This is a genomic window from Streptomyces sp. NPDC051561 (assembly GCF_044454195.1).
GTDB lineage: Bacteria > Actinomycetota > Actinomycetes > Streptomycetales > Streptomycetaceae > Streptomyces.
The window spans coordinates 75,038-91,519 of record NZ_JBITDM010000014.1 but is presented as its reverse complement, the minus strand read 5'-3'; the positions used below and the strand labels follow the sequence as shown (position 1 = coordinate 91,519).

The following is a 16,482-nucleotide window of genomic DNA, read 5'->3' as shown; positions in this document are numbered from 1 at the left end:
GCGCGCGCTCTCACGGAATGAGGACCACCTTGCCGACCGTGCCGCGGCTCTCCAGGTCGTGGTGGGCCTTGGCCGCGTCCGCCAGCGGGTAGCGCTGGACGGCCGGGCGGAGTTCGCCGGAGGTGGCAAGGGCGAGGGAGCGGGTTTCCAGGGTGCGCAGGGGGTTGTCGCCGCCGACCTTGGCGAACATGGGCGGGCCGAGGACCTGCTGGGAGGTGATGCCGCGGTCGGCGAGTTCGGCGTCGGTGAAGGTGAGCGCCTCGCCGTCGTGGGGGCCCTTGTCGGACCAGCCGAAGACGATGTGTTCGCCGCCGGGGGCGAGGAGGTCGACGGCGGCGCGCCCGGTGGCACCGCTGACCGAGTCGAAGACGACGGTGGCGCCGGGGAGGTCGCGGGCGGCGAGGAACCCGGAGACGGCGTCCGGCCAGTCGGGGCGGGTGTAGTCGACGGCGAGGTCGGCGCCGTTGGCCTCGACCAGGGCGGTCTTGGCGGGGCCGCCCGCCAGGCCGATCGCGGTGCCGCCGGCGTTCTTGACGTACTGCACGAGCAGGGTGCCGATGCCGCCGGCGGCGGCCGGGATCAGCGCGACGGTGTCGGGGGTGACGTGGGTGAAGCCCAGGATGCCGAGGGTGGTGCGGCCGGTGCCGATCATGGCGACGGCTGCGGCTTCGTCGAGGGTGTCGGGGAGGGGGTGGAGCTTGGCGGCGTCGGTGACGGCGAGTTCGGCGTAGCCGCCGAGGGAGGGGGCGGGCAGGCCGAGGTGGGCGACCACGCGCTTGCCGAGCCAGGAGGGGTCGGTGCCCTCGCCGAGGGATTCGACGATGCCCGCGACCTCGCGGCCGGGGATGGCCGGCAGCTCGGTGGGGGCCGGGAACGGGCCCTGCATCCCCTGGCGCAGGGCGGTGTCCAGGAGGTGCACGCCGGAGGCCTTGACGGCTATCCGGACCTGACCGGGGCCGGGGGTGGGGTCCTCGGTCTGCTCGTAGGTGAGGTTCTCGGGCGGTCCGAAGGCGTGGAGGCGGATGGCGTGCATGGCGAACTCCCCTGTGTGTGAGCCTGGTTGACGGCACGAGCCGGTGACCTGTGTGGGTGTACCTGGCCGGTGGTGTGCGCCGGTTCGGCGGTACGGGGATCACTCTCGTACCTCAAGCGCTCTTGAGGTCAAGGTGGGCGAGGTCGCCATCGGGAAGGATGCCGCCGCGCAGGGCGAGGGAGGCGGCCTCCAGGGCGCTGTTGAAGGAGACCTCGGCGAGCATCCCGGGGGCGGCGACCTGGTCGCCCGCGAGGTAGACGCCGTTGCCGCGATCGATGGCGGGGCGGTCGCGCCAGGTGGTGCCCGGCAGGTCGAGTGCGCCGGTACGTCCGTCGGCGAGGGCCTCCGCGCGGTGGGTGACGCGGCTGCGCCAGCCCGGGAAGCCCAGGTCGAGGAGGTGTTCGGCGCGGGCGGTGCCGACGGACCTGGACTCGCCGGGCGCGAGGGGGAGTTGGGCCTGGATGAGCTGTTCGCCGGGCGGGGCGAGGGTCGGGTCCTGGGCGGTGAAGCGTTCGATCCAGCCGGGGGAGTCCAGGTCGGAGACGATGAAGGAGTCGTTGCGGCGGGTGCGCAGACCGAGGTCGAGGAGGGCGCTGCGGCCGCTCTCCCAGGCGAGGGAGTCGTCGCCGAGGAGGTGCCGGGCGGCGGCGAGGGAGGTCGCGACGATCACCGGGCCGTGGGCGGCGGCTTCGGCGAGGTCGCTGCCGGTGAGGCGGGAGCCGGTTTCGACGCGTACGCCGAGGGAGCGGGCGTGCGCGGTGAGGCGGCCCACGACCGAAGTCCAGCCGCCCACCGGGTACTTGGCCTCCGGCGGCGTGGCGAGCACCCGGTGCAGGCGCTCCTGCACGAAGCGGGCGGAGAGGGTGCCCGGGTCGTGGTGGAAGACGGCGACGCCGATGGCGTTCGCGGCGAAACGGGCGTGGCGGGGGCCGATGTGGCGGGTCGCCCAGGTGTGGAAGTCGGTGTCGACGGGGGCGGCACAGGCCTGCTTGCGGCCGAGGCGGAGTACCGGAAGCGGGGGCATCCGGCGGAGGGAGCCGTCGCGGTGGAAGCGGGTGAGGAGGGTCGCGCGGAGGGGGACGGCGGCGGCCGGGCCGATGAGGTCGCGCTGCTGGAGCCAGGTCCAGAGGGGGCCGCGGGAGTAGAGGGCGTGCGGGCCCTCGTTCGTCCTGTAGGGGGTGGTGGCGGTGCGGGCGCGGCCGCCGAGGGTGTGGTGGGACTCGTGGAGGTGGACGGGGGTGCCGGACTCGGCGGCGGTGATGGCGGCGATCAGGCCGGCGAGGCCGCCGCCGATGACGGTGAGGGGGGTGCGGGTGCGGGTGGTGGTGTTGTCGGTACTCACGGGGTGCCTTTCGGGTGGGGCGGAGTTGTCCCTTCTGGGGTGGTGACGGGTGAGGGGGGCGGGGGTGTGACATCGGGGGCGTTGTCAGTGGGGTGGGGGAGCATGGGGGGCATGGCACGTGAAGCGAAGAAGAAGCAGGTCCCAGCCGTACGACGCCCGGAGGTGCGGCTGCCTGAGCTGGTGGCCTTCGGGGAGGCGGGGCTGGAGTCGGAGGGGGATTACGACGGGCTGGAGTTCCGGGACCTGGACCTGGGCGGTCAGGAGGGGCGCGGGGCCCGGTTCATGGACTGCGGGCTGTACGGGGTGGCGCTGAACGAGACGCGGCTGAGCAGGGCGCGGGTGCTGGACTGCGTTCTGGAGCAGGTGCGGGGGGTGGGGACGCAGCTGGCGGAGGCGTCGTTGCGGGATGTGGAGATCGTCGACGCGCGGCTGGGCGGGACGCAGTTGCACGGGGCGGTGCTGGAGCGGGTGGTCGTGCGGGGCGGGAAGATCGACTACCTGAATCTGCGGAAGTCGAAGCTGAAGGACGTGGTCTTCGAGGGGTGCGTACTCGTGGAACCGGACTTCATGGACGCGAAGCTGGAGCGGGTGGAGTTCCGGGACTGCGTCCTGAGGGGTGCGGACTTCAGCGGGGCGACGATGCGTGACGTCGATCTGCGTACGGTGGCCGAGCTGGGCATCGCGCGGGGGCTGGACCGGCTGCGGGGGTCCGTCATCAGCCCCGCCCAACTCCTCGACCTGGCACCGCTGTTCGCGGCGGAGCTGGGGATTCGGGTGGAGATGTAGCGGGGCCCGGGGGGAGGTGCTGAGTCGGCGGGGCGCGGGGCAGGCGCTCAGTCGGTGATGCGCGGGAACTTGCTCATCAGGGACCAGATCACCGGGTTGTCGTCCAGCCCGTCGTGCATGTCCGTGAGGTCGGCGATCACGTCGTGCAGGAAGTCCCGGGCCTCGCGGCGCAGGAGTCGATGGCCGAAGGTCAGCGGGGCCTCCTCGACCGGCATCCAGTCGGCCTCCACGTCGACCCACCCGAAGCGGCGCTCGAAGAGCATCCGGTCGGTGGACTCGGTGAAGTCGATCTCCGCGTACTGGCGGTGCGCCGAACGGTTGCCGCGCGGGTCCTGGTCCAGCTGCTCGACGATGTCGCACAGCGCCCAGGCGAAGTCCAGCACCGGAACCCATCCCCAGGCTGTGGATACTTCCCGGTCCGCCTTGGTGTCCGCGAGGTACACGTCCCCGCAGAACAGGTCGTGCCGCAGCGACCGTACGTCCGCACGGGCGTAGTCCGTCTGCGGAGGGTCGGGGAAGCGGCGGGAGAGGGAGTAACCGATGTCGAGCACGTTGACGATGGTCGCACGGGGCGGGGCGGGGCGGAGAAACGTATCCGCTTGCACGTTCGGGTGAGGGTGAGGAGGTTCCGGGGCGGTGGTCCGGCCTACGCTGGGAGAGTCGCGCTGCGCGAAGGAGGTCCGTCATGGCACTGCCCGCACCGGAGTGGGATGCGTTCGAGTTCGAGGACGCGTCCGACGAGTTCCAGGACAAGAACCCGGCCATGTCGGTCGAGGAAGCCTTCGACAGGTTCAGCGCCGTCGCCCCCAGGGGCTGGCGCGTGGAATTGATCGAAGGGGACATCCACGTGACACCTCCCGCCAATGGCGAGCATGAAGAGATGGTGTCCGGAGTCGCGGAACAAGTGATTCTGCGGCGCGAGGACCGTGTGCTTCGTCCGTACACCGGCATCGGCCTCAACGTCCCCGGCGCCTCCAAGACCGGCAAGGTCGTCCCCGACCTCGTCGTCGCCCCCAAGGGCAGCTTCGACGACGAGCTGGAGTTCCACGACCCGGCCCCGGTACTCCTCGTCGCCGAGGTCACCTCCTCCGCCACCGCAGGCAACGACCGCGTCAAGAAGCTCCGGGGCTACGCCCGCGCCGGGATCCCCGTGTACCTGCTCATCGACCGCGAGGCGGGCAAGGCCCTCCTGTGCACGGAGCCCGCCGGTGACGGCTTTGTGAACAAGGTTCCGTACAGCATGCCGGGCAAGGTCCCGCTGCCCGAGCCGCTGGGCTTCGACCTCGACACGAGCGAGTTCTGACCGCACGCGCACGAACCGGATGAACCGCACGAACCGCACGCGCACGAACCGCACCCGCTCGAAAAAGGCTCACGGCAGCAGCCGCTGCTCCTTCGCCACCGCCACCGCGCCCGCCCTCGTGTCCACCCCGAGCTTGGCGTAGATGCGGCCCAGGTGGGTCTTCACCGTCGCCTCGCTGATGAACAGGGCGCGGGCGATCTCGCGGTTGCCCAGGCCGTGGGCGAGCTGGGCGAGGATGTCCGACTCGCGGTCGGTGAGGGTGGGGCGGCCGGCACCCCGCATCTGGGCCATCACACGGCTGGCGATCGGCGGGGAGAGGGTGGTGCGGCCCTGGGAGGCCGAGCGGATGGCGGCGAAGAGTTCCTCGGGGCGTTCGGCCTTGAGGAGGTAGCCGGTGGCGCCCGCCGCGATGGCCCGGGTGATGTCGGCGTCGGTGTCGTAGGTGGTGAGGACGAGGACGTGCGGGCCGGTGCCGGGTGTGCTGGTGGCGGCGATACGGCGGGTGGCCTCGACGCCGTCGATTCCGGCGCCGAGCTGGAGGTCCATCAGGACGACGTCGGGGGTCAGCTTGGCGGCCATGGCGACTGCCTCCTCGCCGTTGCCGGCCTCGCCGACGACCTCGATGTCGGGCTCGCTGGACAGGAGGGCGAGCAGTCCGGCCCGTACGACCACGTGGTCGTCGCAGAGGAGGATGCGGACGGGGGCGGCGGTCGTCATGGGGTGGGCTCCAGGGGGAGGGCGAAGGGGATCGCGGCGGAGAGGACGGTGCCCTCGCCGGGGGCGGACTCGACGGCGAGGGTGCCGCCGAGCTGCTGGACGCGGGCGCGGATGGCGGGCAGGCCGTGGCCGCGTACGTCGGTGGGGCCGGGCAGCGTGGCGAGGTCGAAGCCCCGGCCGTCGTCGGCGATGTCCAGGACCACCTGGTCGTCCAGGTAGGTGAGGGTGACGGCGGTGGTGGTGGCGCCGGCGTGCTCGCGGACGTTGGCGAGGGCGCCCTGCGCGATACGGAGCAGGGCGGACTGGACGCGGTCGGGGAGGGGGGTGGCGGTGCCGTCCAGGTGGAAGCGGGCGTTCTCGCGGGTGGCGACCGTACGGAGGGCTTCCTCCAGGCCGCCGCCCCTGGCGCCCGCCTCGGCCAGGTCGGCGGGGGCCAGGTCGTGGACGAAGCGGCGGGCCTCGGCGAGGTTGTGCTCGGCGATGGAGGTGGCGGTAAGGACGTGGCGGCGGGCGGTCGCCGGGTCCGTGTCCCAGGTGCGGTCGGCGGCCTGGAGCAGCATCTGCTGGCTGGAGAGGCCCTGGGCGAGGGTGTCGTGGATCTCCATGGAGAGGCGCTGGCGTTCGGCGAGGGTGCCCTCGCGGCGTTCGGTGGCGGCGAGTTCGCGGCGGGTGCGGATGAGGTCGTCGATGAGGGTGCGCTGGCGGGCGGTCTGGCGCTGCATGTACACGAACACGCCGGTGGCGATGGCGGCCACGGCGGGCGGCGCGAGCACCAGATTGGGGTCGAACCCGCCCTCGGCGAGCTGGAGTTGGGCCGTGACGACGAAAGCGGTGAGGAGGGTGACGAGGGCGAGTGCGGTACGGGAGGGCAGGGTGCGCAGCCCGGTGTACAGGAGCGGTACGGCACACCAGGCGAAGCTGGGCGCGAGGACGACCAGCACCACCCAGACGGCGACCACCGCGGCGAGGGCCGCGTGGGCGTGGGGCGGCTGGGTGGGTGCGTCGCCGGCTCCGGTCCTGGCCGCGTCGGTGCTGGCCGCGTCGGTCCTGGCACTGTCGGTCCTGGCCCCGGCTCCGGTCCTGGCCCCGCCCCCGGTGGGAGGGGGGTCGATGTCGGGTGCGGGATGCGCGGGGCGGACGTACAGCAGGGCGTAGAGGGCGGCGAGCGCGATGCTCAGGCCGATGATCCACGGGGTGCGGGTTTCGCCGGGGTGGCGCAGCAGGAAGCGCGCCAGGGAGGCGCCGAGCAGCAGGTAGAAGGCCGCGTGCATGACCAGGGCGAGCCAGCGGGAGTCCGGGTCGGGGTGGGGCCCCAGGCGGCCCTCGCCGTCGTACGTCCGCACCCTGCGCTCCTTGTCCGCCCCGTGTTCCTGGGCTCACCCGGGGCCGCGCGCCCGGACACCCGGGCGCGCCCGGTGCTCCGCCCGACCCGCACATACCGGCTCCGAACAGTACGTACACCCCCACCATGACCCACCGGGACCACCCCCGCATCAACCGATCGGCCGACCCCGGGGTCGGCCGCCCGGGCAGCCGGGAGCAGCCGGTGCACCGACCGTACGCGGGGGTGGGCGGACCCAGGATGGGAGGCAGACGGAGAGCGGCTCCCCCGCTGCTCTCCGTCTCCACGCTTCACTCCACTCCCTTCCGTAACGCAGCAGCTTGGAGCCCGCCATGAAGAAGCTCTCTCTCCGTGCCCGTGTCCTGACCGGTGGCGCCGCAGTCGCCGTCCTCGGTGCCGGCACCTTCGGGGCCGTGTCCGCCAACGCCACCGCCCCGGCCGCGGAGTCCGCCGCCGCCGTGAAGGCCGACGCCTCGAACCGCAACCTCCAGCAGTCCACGCACCTCACCGTCGCGGCCGCCACCAAGGCCGCCGAGGCCGTCCTCGACGCCGCGAAGAAGGAGAACCAGCGCGTCTCCGTCGCCGTCGTCGACCGCAACGGCAACACGATCGTCACCCTGCGCGGCGACGGCGCCGGCCCGCAGTCCCCCGAGTCGGCCGTGAAGAAGGGCTACACCGCCGTCTCCTGGAACGCCCCCACCTCCGAGCTGGTCAAGCGCCTCGCCCAGGCCCCGAACCTGAAGGACATCCCGGGCACCCTGTTCCTCGGCGGCGGCGCCCCGGTCCAGGCCAAGGGTGCGCCGATCGCGGGCATCGGTGTCGCGGGTGCGCCCAGCGGCGACCTGGACGAGAAGTTCGCCCAGGCGGGCGTGGCCGCGCTGAGCCGCTGAGGCTCGGTGCGCAGGGGAGCAAAGCGGGCCTGAGCGCGGGTTCCGGTGCGGGTGGGCGTATGTCCACCCGCACTAGGATCACCTGATGCAGCTGCCCCGCCGCCCCCGCCCCGCCCTGCTCGGCGCCGCCCTCGTCCTCGCGCTCGCGGGCACCTCCTGCACCACGGACGGCACCCCCAACGGCTTCGGCACCCCCGGTGCCCACGGCCTGCGCGACCCCCTCTTCCCCAAGCTGGGCAACGGCGGCTACGACGTCTCGCACTACGCCCTCGACCTGGACTACGACCCCGCCGCCCACCGCCTCAAGGGCACCGCCGAGATCACCGCGAAGGCGACCCAGGACCTGAGCGCCTTCAGCCTCGACCTCTCCAGGCTCACGGTCGACGGGGCGACGGTGCAGGGCGAGCAGGCCGCCGCGAGCCAGGCGGGGACGGAGCTGACGCTGCGGCCCCGGAAGGATCTGCGCAAGGGGGAGACGTTCAGGACGGTGGTCCGGTACTCCGGTGAGCCTGGCCGCCTCACCAACGCCGACACCGACCAGGAGGGCTGGCTCCGGTCCGAGGACGCGAAGGTGTCGGTGGCGGTGGGCCAGCCGACCGGGTCGATGGCATGGTTTCCCGGAAACAACCACCCGTCCGACAAGGCGACGTACGACATCAAGATCACCGTTCCCGAGGGTCAAACCGCTGTCTCCAACGGCGAGTTGAAGACTCCGCCCCGCACCCGCAACGGCCGCACCACCTTCGACTGGCAGACGCGCGAGCCGATGGCGAGCTACCTCGCGATGCTCGCGGTGAGCGACTTCAAGGTGTGGCGGAGCGAGGCCGTCGCGGAGCTCGCGGACGACGAGGAAACGCCCGTACGCAAGGTCCCCGTCTACGCGGCGGCCGAGGCGTCCATGGATGCGCCCAGCCTCCAACTCCGGCAGCGGATCCCGGAGATGATGGAATGGGCGGTGCTCAACTTCGGTCCGTACCCGTACGACTCGATCGGGTCAGTCGTGCTGCGCAAGGGCGATGTGGGGTACGCGCTGGAGTCCCAGACCAAGCCGGTCTACAGCGGGATCACCGGCGGCGGGAACTCTCTCGAAGACGCCCAGCTGCACGAGATCGCGCACCAGTGGTTCGGCAACTCGGTCTCGCCGAAGAGCTGGCGAGACATGTGGCTGAACGAGAGCTTCGCGACGTACGCGGAGTGGCTGTGGGACGAGGACCACGGGGGCGCCTCCGCCCAGGAGCAGTTCGAGGAGGCCTTCGAGGACGACAGGAACTGGGCGTTCCCACCCGCCGCCCCGCCGGGCCCCGCGAACATCTCGGACCACCCGGTCTACGGGCGTGGCGCCATGGTCCTGCACAAAATCCGACAGGCGGTGGGCGACGAGCCCTTCCTGGAAATCATCCAGGGCTGGGCCGCCGACCACCGCCATTCCAACGCCTCCACGGCCGACTTCACCGCGTACGTGGACGAGCGGACGGACAAGGATCTGTCCGACGTCTGGGAGAGCTGGCTCTACGGTGACGACCAGCCGTCAACTCCCGAGGGGTGACGCTTACTTGACGTTGACGCCGGTCCAGGCCGCCGCGACCGTCTTCGCCTCGGTGCTGTCCGCGCCGAACAGGTCGGTGGCCGCCTTCAGGGTCGCCTCGCGGGCGGCCTTGTAGTCGGTCGTCGAGGTCATGTAGGTCGACAGGGCCTTGTACCAGATCTGGTACGCCTTCTGCTGGCCGATGCCGGTGACCTTCGACCCGTCCTGGGTGGGCGAGTCGTACTTCACGCCGTTGATCTCCTTGGCGCCGCTGCCCTCGGCCAGCAGGTAGAAGAAGTGGTTGGCGATGCCGGAGGAGTAGTGGACGTCCACGTCGCCGGCCTTGTCGCTCCAGTAGTCCAGCGACTGGCCGTCCTTGCTGGGCTTGTCCATGTAACGCAGCGGCGTGCCGTCGCCGTTGATGTCGATCTTCTCGCCGATGAGGTAGTCACCGACGTCCTCCTTGTTCTTCGCGAAGAACTCCACGGCGGTGCCGAGGATGTCGGAGGTCGCCTCGTTGAGGCCGCCGGACTCGCCCGCGTACTCCAGGTTGGCGGTCGCCGCGGTCAGGCCGTGGGTCATCTCGTGGCCGGCCACGTCGATGGCGGTCAGCGGGTGGGTGTTGCCGATGCCGTCGCCGTACGTCATGCAGAAGCAGCTGTCGTCCCAGAAGGCGTTGACGTACGCCTTGCCGTAGTGGACGCGCGAGTAGGCGGCCTTGCCGTCGCCCGCGATGCCGTTGCGCTTCAGCTCGTCCTTGTAGAAGTCCCAGGTCATCGCGGCGCCGTAGGCGGCATCGGTGGCGGCGGTCTGCGGGTCGTCCGCCTTGCCGTTGCCCCACTTGTCGTCGGCGTCGGTGAACAGGGTGCCGGTGCCGGTCTGGCCGCCCTTGAGGTCGTAGGTCTTGTGGCCGCCGCGCTCCCCGTCGGTCAGCTCGAAGCCCGAGCCGCCCTTGGTGGAGGTCAGCGGGACCTCGCCGCTGTACATGCTGGCGCCGCTGCCGGTCTCGATCTCGTCGTACGAGTAGAGCTGCTTGCCGGTGGCTGCGTCGGTGACGGTGTGCAGCCGGCTCGGCGTGCCGTCCTTCTTCACACCGGTCTTCACGGTCTCGAACGCGAGGGTGGGCTTGCCGCTGACCGCGAAGATCACCTTGCGCGCACCGGCCGCCGCTGCCGACTTGAGCTTCGGGGTGGTCGTGGCGACGGCTATCTTCGCGTCCGTCGCCCGGTCGACACCCTTGACCTTGCCGCTCTTGGTGACATGGGTGACCAGGTCGCCGCCGAGGACGGGCAGACCGGCGTACGTCCGCTCGTAGCGGGTGTGCACCGTGCCGTCGGCGTCCTTGATGACGTCACGCGCGACGAGCTTCTCGCCGCCGCCGAGGCCAAGCGCTCTGGCCGTCGAAGTGGTCGCCGCCTGGGCGGACTTGATGTCGTTGGCCCGTACGGCGGCCGCACTCGCCGACTGGGCCTGGGCGCTACCGGCGTTCTGGGCCTTGTCCGGCGCCGCGGTGGCGGTCCCGGTTCCGGCCTGCACACCGACGACGACCATGGCGGCGGCCGCCACCATGGCGGCCGCACGCTTGGTGTTGAGAACAGAGCTCTTGTGGGGGTTCATGCGCTCTCCATCACTCGAATCCGTGGGGGGTATGAGGCTGAGCGATGTGAGAGTGACATCAAGGTGCCGAAGTTGTTCGCGTACAGACCAAACACTCACAACTCTTTGACCGGTACTTGCCGTTCATGGATCGGTTCTGTCGAGGTTACGGAGGAGGTGTGGCGCACTGGGATCACGGGGTGAACGATCTTCAGCCGGTGACCTCGAACGTCAGATGCGCGGACAGAGACCGCAGGAACTCCGCCGCTTCGAAGGTCGCCGCCGACGCCACCCGTCTCTCCAGTCCGGCTGGGCGGACACCTCGGCGGCCGTCGGATATGCGTGTGCACGGGCGGCGCCGACGTGGTTAACCTTTCGACTTCTCTGCTTACTCCCGTAGTTGGGGCACGTCCGCCCAAGGAGCTGATGCGTGATGTCACCCGTCCCCGCCGACCCCACCGCGGTCCACCCGATGCCCGAACAGCCCCGCGTCGTACTCCTCAAGCCCCTCGTCACCTCCCCCCTGATCGAGGTCGGCGACTTCACCTACTACGACGACCCGGACGACCCCAAGGCCTTCGAGACGCGCAACGTCCTCTACCACTACGGCCCCGAGAAGCTGATAATCGGCAAGTACTGCGCCCTGGGCGAGGGTGTCCGCTTCCTGATGAACGGCGCCAACCACCGTATGGACGGCCCGTCCACCTTCCCGTTCCCCATCATGGGCGGCTCCTGGTCCGACCACTTCGACCTGATCACCGGCCTCCCCGGCCGGGGCGACACGGTCATCGGCAACGACGTCTGGTTCGGCTACCACTCCAAGGTCATGCCGGGCGTCCGCATCGGCCACGGCGCGGTCGTCGCCTCCGGCGCGGTGGTGGTCGACGACGTCCCCCCGTACGCCATCGTCGGCGGCAACCCGGCCAAGCAGATCCGCCTCCGCTTCGACGAGAAGACCATCGAGCGGCTGCTGGCGGTGGCGTGGTGGGACTGGCCCCTGGACCACATCACCACCCATATGCGCACGATCATGGCGGGCGACGTGGCGGGTCTGGAGAAGGCGGCGGGGGAGTTGGCTGCATAGGGCCACATGGTGGGGGCCGCAGACGGCTGTCTCACCGAGACGTGCCTGACCTGTGCGTGGGTTGATGGCGGGGGGTGCCGTCGCTGTCGGCCGGGTGGTCAGTGAGGGAGAGCAGGCGGTACGTCGCCAGGCAGGTGGGACACGCGTGGAGGTGGCCGCCTCCTCCGGTCCCCGCGTGGAGGATGCCCACGGTGGTCGGCCGACCGGTTTCCTGCTTGCACCACGCGCACCACTCGCGGGGGAGTGCCGTGGCCCCCTCAACTTCCCGGCAGCCAAGTTCGATCAACTCCCGTACGCGGGAAGGGCGGCAGAGGGACGTGGGCCGGTCCCCGCGCGTAACCCAGTGCGGCCCGGGCGGCCCGACCCGTTCCGGATGCGGCACACCGAGCCATGCCCCCTGCCCCAGACACGTACCGAAGGCGCAGACCCAGGTCTCGGTGGTTCGGGGTGGGACGAGGGCGTAGTACATGGCGCTGTGGGGGTCGAGGATCAGGGGTCCGGCCGGCGATCCGTTCGCGGCGAGTGCGGCGCGGACCAGTTCTCCCGGGACGCGGACGGCGTCGAAACGCCGGCCGAGAGGGAGGAGGGCGACGCCTCGGTCCGCCCATTCCGCGTGGGTGTGGTCCGGAGTGTCGGAGGCTTCCGCCAGCCAGCGGGCTGTGGGGTGCGCACCTCTCCGGTCGCACTCGGTGTCCTGTGGATCCACGCCTCTGTCCGTCATCGCACTCTCACTTCCCTTGTGGGTACGGGCAGTACGCGACAACAAGCGTGCGTCGCCCTGCGTACACAAGTGACAGTGGACCGGTGGACCGGTCCAGTCAAGGCTGAGTCAGAATTCCGACCCCATCGGGTAGTCCTCTTCGGTCTCCCACAGCCTCCCGGGGGTAACTCCCTCTTCAGCGACCAGGGTTCGTCCCTCGGCGTCATAGGCGGTGTGCAGAACCACGGCGGCTCCGGCGGGCGGGTTCACGTTCAGCAACTCCGCTTCTTCGGGAGAGAGCAGGCGCACTGTGGTGATGTCCCGGCCCCGCTTCGGGCCGCGTCCCGTCTGCCGGGTCACGTAGTGCGTCGTACCTTCGGCGATCGGCCCTTCATCCGTGAGACGAGGGGCACCCTCCGCGACGTCCGAGCTGAACCAAGCCGTCACCAGCGTCAGTGGGCTGCCGTCCGGCAGGAGCAGGAGGCGCATCCGGCGCAGGGCGACTTCCCCCTCCGCGAGACCCAGGGCATTGGTGATGCGCGCGGGTGGGACCCGCCAATCCGGCCTGCCCAGGCGCCGGAACGGAGCGCCGCCGTCGATGCGCGCCCCCGACCGCCTGTTGCCCGCCGGGCGCGCCACCGGCGTCTCGGTGACAGCGAATCCGGCGCCTGCGCGCGCCACCACGAGGCCGTCCGTCCGCAGTACGTCCATGGCCTTGATGGCGGTGGCGCGAGACACATTCCACTGCTCGGCCAGATCCCGGCCGGAAGGCATCAGACACCCCGGCGCGAACTCACCCTCCGCGATCCGGGCCCGTAGCGTCTCCGCGATCTGCTCGTACTTCAGGGTCGCCACTCTTGCTCCTCAGGCTCTGATCAGCCGGACCGGTCCACCGGTCAATTTACGGCCGGCCCTCTGGCTACCGTCCAGCGGAGCGGCAGAATGCGTCCATGACGACGACTCCGGAAGTGGCGCGCTGCATTCTCGACTTCTACGGCTCGACCATCGACGAGAGCAGTCGCTTGTCGGGGTCGGCCGATGGGCGGTTGGAGATGGTGCGGACACAGGAGTTGTTGCGGCGACATCTGCCGGAGGCGCCGGCCAAGGTGCTGGACGTAGGAGGCGGGCCGGGGGTGCACGCGGCTTGGCTGGGGGCGGACGGGTATGGCGTGCATCTGGTGGATCCGGTGCGACGGCATGTCGAGCAGGCGCAAGTGCAAGGGTGCAGCGCGGAGTTGGGGGATGCCCGGAGCTTGAGTGCCGGGGACTCGACGTACGACGTGGTCCTGGTGATGGGCCCGCTTTATCACTTGGTGGAGGCGGCGGACCGGCGGCAGGCGCTGGCCGAGGCGTTTCGGGTGGTGCGGCCGGGCGGGCTGGTGGCTGCGGCGGGGATCAGCCAGTACGCGTCGCTGTTCGAGCACACGGCGTTCGGGCATCTGGACCGGGAGCCGGTGCGGGAGAGCATCGAGCGGATTCTGGCGTCGCATGTGCACGACGGGAAGCGTGGGTTCACCGAGGCGTACTTTCACAGTCCGGAGTTGCTGGGAGAGGAAGTACGGGGAGCCGGGTTCGGGGAAGTGGTGGTGTACGGGGTCGAGGGCCCGGCCTGGGCGCTGCTCAAGGCGACCGAGCAGTACGGGGGCGAGGGGGTTGCCGAGTCTTCGCTCTTCGCGTCGGCGTTGACTGCGGCGCGGCTGGCGGAGCCGTATCCGGAACTTCTCGCGGCGTCCTCGCACTTGCTGACGGTGGGAGTGAAGCCCCAGGTCGAAGGCTGAGCTTCGAGCGGCGAAAGTCGAGACGTTTTCTCTGAGGAATGGAGGGGGGTCTTACCCACCCTCCCTCCCCCTTCGCGGGCGCGACATGTGCCACTGCGGCATCAACTTGCCGCAGTGGTAAGTGAGATGACTTTTGGTAACCGTGTCGCGACGGGGGGTGTCGGGCGTGTACCGTGCGTCACGACTAACGACCCCCGGAGGCGCTACGAACGCCTCAACGGGGGTCTCACCAGTGAGATCGACGCCCGTAGAAAGGCGATCCCATGGCTGTCCAACAGCTTAGCCGTGCCCCGCACGCCCCCGCCCACCCCATGGCCAATCCCGGCTTCGGAAAGCAGTCCGCGCCTGATCAGGAGGCCCGGCACCGGGGTGAGTTCGCGCATCTGCCGGTGCGGGAGGCTGCCGTCGCCGGGTACATCGACCGGCTGCCGGACGGGGCCGACATCAGCATCAAGACGCTGGCGAGGGAGATGGCCGGGTACGGGCAACAGGCACTCGCCACCGCCCTGCGCACACTCTCCGAGGCGGGGCACCTGCGACGGTTCCGCGAGCCGCTGTGGGGCGCGGACGACACCGTGCGGTGGGTGCAGCGGACGTACTTCTCGCGGACGGCGCGGCCCGACGCCTGGTGGCAGTCGATGGTGCGGGGCGAGACCACGGAGGACCCGGCGCCCCAGGCGCAGGTCGAGGTGCGGGCGTACGAGGCGCTGGCCAGGCTGTCCCATCAGGTACCGCAGCTCGCGCTGTCCGAGAACGCGTGCGTGGAGTTGGCACCGTACGCGGCGGAGTGGCTGCGGCGGGGAGCCTCCGAGGACCGGTTGACGAGGGTGCTCGGGGTGCTGGTGCCCAGGGTGGTGCACAGCCCGTTCGCGTATGTGCAGTCGAAGCTGGTGCGGGAGCTGCCTCCGGAACTGCCGGGGCCCCGGCAGGGGGTGGCGGTCATGGAGTGCACCGGGTGCGGGGTGCCCGGTGCGGCCGAGGCCCTGCCCGGCGGACTGTGCAGGCCGTGCAGGAGCGTCCCGTACGTACGGGAGGAAGCGGGCCTGCCCGCCGACGTCGTCCACGGAAAGGCCCGGCGGCTGCGCGAGATCCACCGGGAGAGCGTGGCGCACCACACCGCGACGTAACGCAGGAAAGCCCTCAGCCGGATGCACCCGGCCGAGGGCTCCCTCAGGAAACCTGTGTGACTCAGACGTTGACGCCGAAGTCCTGGGCGATGCCCGTCAGGCCGGAGGCGTAGCCCTGGCCGACCGCGCGGAACTTCCACTCGGCGCCGTTGCGGTACAGCTCGCCGAAGACCATGGCGGTCTCGGTGGCGGCGTCCTCGCTCAGGTCGTAGCGGGCGATCTCGGCGCCGCCGGCCTGGTTGGCGATGCGGATGTAGGCGTTGCGGACCTGGCCGAAGTTCTGCGAGCGGTTCTCCGCGTCGTAGATCGAGACCGGGAAGACGATCTTGTCGACGTCGGCGGGCAGGCCGGCCAGGTTGACGTTGATCTGCTCGTCGTCGCCGTCGCCCTCACCGCTGCGGTTGTCGCCGGTGTGGACGATGGTCTGGTCCGGGGTCGCCTTGTTGTTGAAGAAGACGAAGTGGCCGTCGGAGTAGACCTTGCCCGCCGGGTTCACCGCGATGGCGGAGGCGTCGAGGTCGAACTCGGTGCCCGTCGTCGTGCGGACGTCCCAGCCGAGACCGACCGTTACGGCGGTCAGGCCCGGGGCCTCCTTGGTGAGCGAGACGTTGCCGCCCTTGCTGAGGCTGACTGCCATGGGATGTCCCTTTCCTCGTGGTGTGCGGGCTTCGGTACAGGTGCCGAAGCTGCCGTCACACCCTTTAACGCGGGCGGGTGCCTGGCAAGTTCCTGGTTTCTTTACTTTCTTTGCCAGAGTGTCCGCGAGTGAGGGAGGAGGAGGGGGAAAAGGGTGTGACGGGGGCGGTGCGAGCAGGGACTATGGACGTATGTCCGGGCCCTATTTCATTCGCGGTTCCGTCTCCCTGCCGGAGGCGGAGCTCATGTGGCGTTTTTCGAGGTCGTCGGGGCCGGGCGGGCAGCATGTGAACACCTCCGACTCACGGGTCGAACTCCGTTTCGACCTGGCGAAGACGGAGGCGCTGCCCGAGGTGTGGAAGGCGCGGGCGCTGGAGCGGCTGGCGTCGCGGCTGGTGGACGGGGTGGTGTCCGTCTGGGCCTCCGAGCACCGGTCGCAGTGGCGGAACCGGGAGACGGCGGCGGTCCGGCTGGCCGCCCTGCTGGCGGAGGCGAGTGCGCCGCCGCCGAAGCCGCGGCGCGCGACGAAGATCCCGCGCGGGATCAATGAGCGGCGGCTGCGGGAGAAGAAGCAGCGCAGCCAGACCAAGGGCGGCCGGTCCGGGCGGGGCTGGGACTAGACA

17 protein-coding genes are annotated in these 16,482 nt (G+C 70.7%); 8 read left to right on the top strand and 9 right to left on the bottom strand.

The window, feature by feature from the left end:
* Nucleotides 1-10 precede the first annotated feature (10 nt).
* Both ACIA73_RS27265 and ACIA73_RS27260 read right to left on the bottom strand, forming a co-directional pair.
* The gene (locus ACIA73_RS27265; protein ID WP_399441374.1) at nucleotides 11-1,033 is read right to left on the bottom strand and encodes a zinc-binding dehydrogenase; all 1,023 of its coding nucleotides are present in this window, start codon (nucleotides 1,031-1,033) and stop codon (nucleotides 11-13) included.
* Between the two features lie 112 nt (nucleotides 1,034-1,145).
* Nucleotides 1,146-2,375, bottom strand: a complete 1,230-nt coding sequence (locus ACIA73_RS27260; protein WP_399441373.1) for an NAD(P)-binding protein — start codon at nucleotides 2,373-2,375, stop codon at nucleotides 1,146-1,148.
* A 111-nt stretch (nucleotides 2,376-2,486) separates the two neighbouring features.
* Here ACIA73_RS27260 and ACIA73_RS27255 point away from each other — a divergent pair, with 111 nt between their 5' ends.
* Nucleotides 2,487-3,161: a pentapeptide repeat-containing protein gene (locus ACIA73_RS27255; RefSeq protein ID WP_399441372.1), complete on the top strand. Its 675-nt coding sequence runs from the start codon at nucleotides 2,487-2,489 to the stop codon at nucleotides 3,159-3,161.
* A 47-nt stretch (nucleotides 3,162-3,208) separates the two neighbouring features.
* On the opposite strand, the gene ACIA73_RS27250 is transcribed toward ACIA73_RS27255, so the two are convergent.
* Nucleotides 3,209-3,712, bottom strand: coding sequence for a hypothetical protein (locus tag ACIA73_RS27250; RefSeq protein WP_399441371.1), 504 nt, complete (start codon nucleotides 3,710-3,712; stop codon nucleotides 3,209-3,211).
* A gap of 134 nt (nucleotides 3,713-3,846) precedes the next feature.
* Here ACIA73_RS27250 and ACIA73_RS27245 point away from each other — a divergent pair, with 134 nt between their 5' ends.
* Nucleotides 3,847-4,464, top strand: coding sequence for a Uma2 family endonuclease (locus ACIA73_RS27245; protein WP_399441370.1), 618 nt, complete (start codon nucleotides 3,847-3,849; stop codon nucleotides 4,462-4,464).
* A gap of 69 nt (nucleotides 4,465-4,533) precedes the next feature.
* Here ACIA73_RS27245 and ACIA73_RS27240 read toward each other — a convergent pair whose 3' ends face one another.
* Together ACIA73_RS27240 and ACIA73_RS27235 are read right to left on the bottom strand one after the other, a co-directional pair.
* On the bottom strand, nucleotides 4,534-5,181 hold the full coding sequence (locus ACIA73_RS27240; RefSeq protein WP_399441369.1) for a response regulator: 648 nt from the start codon (nucleotides 5,179-5,181) through the stop codon (nucleotides 4,534-4,536).
* Nucleotides 5,178-6,452: a sensor histidine kinase gene (locus tag ACIA73_RS27235; protein WP_399441504.1), complete on the bottom strand. Its 1,275-nt coding sequence runs from the start codon at nucleotides 6,450-6,452 to the stop codon at nucleotides 5,178-5,180. The genes ACIA73_RS27240 and ACIA73_RS27235 overlap by 4 nt, the downstream gene beginning before the upstream one ends.
* Before the next feature lie 403 nt (nucleotides 6,453-6,855).
* Between ACIA73_RS27235 and ACIA73_RS27230 the strand changes: the two genes are divergently transcribed.
* Together ACIA73_RS27230 and ACIA73_RS27225 are read left to right on the top strand one after the other, a co-directional pair.
* On the top strand, nucleotides 6,856-7,413 hold the full coding sequence (locus ACIA73_RS27230) for a heme-binding protein (RefSeq protein WP_399441368.1): 558 nt from the start codon (nucleotides 6,856-6,858) through the stop codon (nucleotides 7,411-7,413).
* An 85-nt stretch (nucleotides 7,414-7,498) separates the two neighbouring features.
* On the top strand, nucleotides 7,499-8,959 hold the full coding sequence (locus ACIA73_RS27225) for a M1 family metallopeptidase (protein WP_399441367.1): 1,461 nt from the start codon (nucleotides 7,499-7,501) through the stop codon (nucleotides 8,957-8,959).
* A gap of 3 nt (nucleotides 8,960-8,962) precedes the next feature.
* Here the strand turns inward: ACIA73_RS27225 and ACIA73_RS27220 are convergent, their stop codons facing one another.
* Complete coding sequence (locus tag ACIA73_RS27220) at nucleotides 8,963-10,555, bottom strand: M4 family metallopeptidase (RefSeq protein WP_399441366.1); 1,593 nt, start codon at nucleotides 10,553-10,555, stop codon at nucleotides 8,963-8,965.
* A gap of 412 nt (nucleotides 10,556-10,967) precedes the next feature.
* Between ACIA73_RS27220 and ACIA73_RS27215 the strand changes: the two genes are divergently transcribed.
* Complete coding sequence (locus ACIA73_RS27215) at nucleotides 10,968-11,618, top strand: CatB-related O-acetyltransferase (protein ID WP_399441365.1); 651 nt, start codon at nucleotides 10,968-10,970, stop codon at nucleotides 11,616-11,618.
* 31 nt (nucleotides 11,619-11,649) lie between these two features.
* Here ACIA73_RS27215 and ACIA73_RS27210 read toward each other — a convergent pair whose 3' ends face one another.
* Nucleotides 11,650-12,339, bottom strand: a complete 690-nt coding sequence (locus ACIA73_RS27210) for a hypothetical protein (protein ID WP_399441364.1) — start codon at nucleotides 12,337-12,339, stop codon at nucleotides 11,650-11,652.
* Between the two features lie 108 nt (nucleotides 12,340-12,447).
* Entirely contained in the window at nucleotides 12,448-13,173 is a 726-nt protein-coding gene (locus tag ACIA73_RS27205; protein WP_399441363.1) for a GntR family transcriptional regulator, read from the bottom strand.
* Nucleotides 13,174-13,268: 95 nt separating this feature from the next.
* Here ACIA73_RS27205 and ACIA73_RS27200 point away from each other — a divergent pair, with 95 nt between their 5' ends.
* Together ACIA73_RS27200 and ACIA73_RS27195 are read left to right on the top strand one after the other, a co-directional pair.
* Nucleotides 13,269-14,096, top strand: a complete 828-nt coding sequence (locus tag ACIA73_RS27200) for a class I SAM-dependent methyltransferase (protein ID WP_399441362.1) — start codon at nucleotides 13,269-13,271, stop codon at nucleotides 14,094-14,096.
* A gap of 263 nt (nucleotides 14,097-14,359) precedes the next feature.
* Nucleotides 14,360-15,223 carry a hypothetical protein gene (locus tag ACIA73_RS27195; protein ID WP_399441361.1) on the top strand — a complete coding sequence of 288 codons (864 nt, stop codon included), beginning with the start codon at nucleotides 14,360-14,362 and terminating at the stop codon, nucleotides 15,221-15,223.
* A 61-nt stretch (nucleotides 15,224-15,284) separates the two neighbouring features.
* Here ACIA73_RS27195 and ACIA73_RS27190 read toward each other — a convergent pair whose 3' ends face one another.
* The gene (locus tag ACIA73_RS27190) at nucleotides 15,285-15,860 is read right to left on the bottom strand and encodes a TerD family protein (RefSeq protein ID WP_399441360.1); all 576 of its coding nucleotides are present in this window, start codon (nucleotides 15,858-15,860) and stop codon (nucleotides 15,285-15,287) included.
* Between the two features lie 190 nt (nucleotides 15,861-16,050).
* Here ACIA73_RS27190 and arfB point away from each other — a divergent pair, with 190 nt between their 5' ends.
* A complete protein-coding gene (arfB, locus tag ACIA73_RS27185) occupies nucleotides 16,051-16,479 on the top strand; it encodes an alternative ribosome rescue aminoacyl-tRNA hydrolase ArfB (RefSeq protein WP_399441359.1) in 429 nt (142 codons plus the stop codon).
* Nucleotides 16,480-16,482: the final 3 nt, after the last annotated feature.

Excerpts from the sequence above, each read along its gene's own strand:
- ACIA73_RS27190 (WP_399441360.1), bottom strand. The coding sequence starts at position 15,860 with ATGGCAGTCAGCCTCAGCAAGGGCGGCAACGTCTCGCTCACCAAGGAG.
- ACIA73_RS27210 (WP_399441364.1), bottom strand. The coding sequence starts at position 12,339 with ATGACGGACAGAGGCGTGGATCCACAGGACACCGAGTGCGACCGGAGA.
- ACIA73_RS27200 (WP_399441362.1), top strand. The coding sequence starts at position 13,269 with ATGACGACGACTCCGGAAGTGGCGCGCTGCATTCTCGACTTCTACGGC.
- ACIA73_RS27245 (WP_399441370.1), top strand. The coding sequence starts at position 3,847 with ATGGCACTGCCCGCACCGGAGTGGGATGCGTTCGAGTTCGAGGACGCG.
- ACIA73_RS27220 (WP_399441366.1), bottom strand. The coding sequence starts at position 10,555 with ATGAACCCCCACAAGAGCTCTGTTCTCAACACCAAGCGTGCGGCCGCC.
- arfB (WP_399441359.1), top strand. The coding sequence starts at position 16,051 with ATGTCCGGGCCCTATTTCATTCGCGGTTCCGTCTCCCTGCCGGAGGCG.
- ACIA73_RS27215 (WP_399441365.1), top strand. The coding sequence starts at position 10,968 with ATGTCACCCGTCCCCGCCGACCCCACCGCGGTCCACCCGATGCCCGAA.
- ACIA73_RS27240 (WP_399441369.1), bottom strand. The coding sequence starts at position 5,181 with ATGACGACCGCCGCCCCCGTCCGCATCCTCCTCTGCGACGACCACGTG.
- ACIA73_RS27265 (WP_399441374.1), bottom strand. The coding sequence starts at position 1,033 with ATGCACGCCATCCGCCTCCACGCCTTCGGACCGCCCGAGAACCTCACC.
- ACIA73_RS27225 (WP_399441367.1), top strand. The coding sequence starts at position 7,499 with ATGCAGCTGCCCCGCCGCCCCCGCCCCGCCCTGCTCGGCGCCGCCCTC.
- ACIA73_RS27255 (WP_399441372.1), top strand. The coding sequence starts at position 2,487 with ATGGCACGTGAAGCGAAGAAGAAGCAGGTCCCAGCCGTACGACGCCCG.
- ACIA73_RS27195 (WP_399441361.1), top strand. The coding sequence starts at position 14,360 with ATGGCTGTCCAACAGCTTAGCCGTGCCCCGCACGCCCCCGCCCACCCC.
- ACIA73_RS27235 (WP_399441504.1), bottom strand. The coding sequence starts at position 6,452 with ATGCACGCGGCCTTCTACCTGCTGCTCGGCGCCTCCCTGGCGCGCTTC.
- ACIA73_RS27230 (WP_399441368.1), top strand. The coding sequence starts at position 6,856 with ATGAAGAAGCTCTCTCTCCGTGCCCGTGTCCTGACCGGTGGCGCCGCA.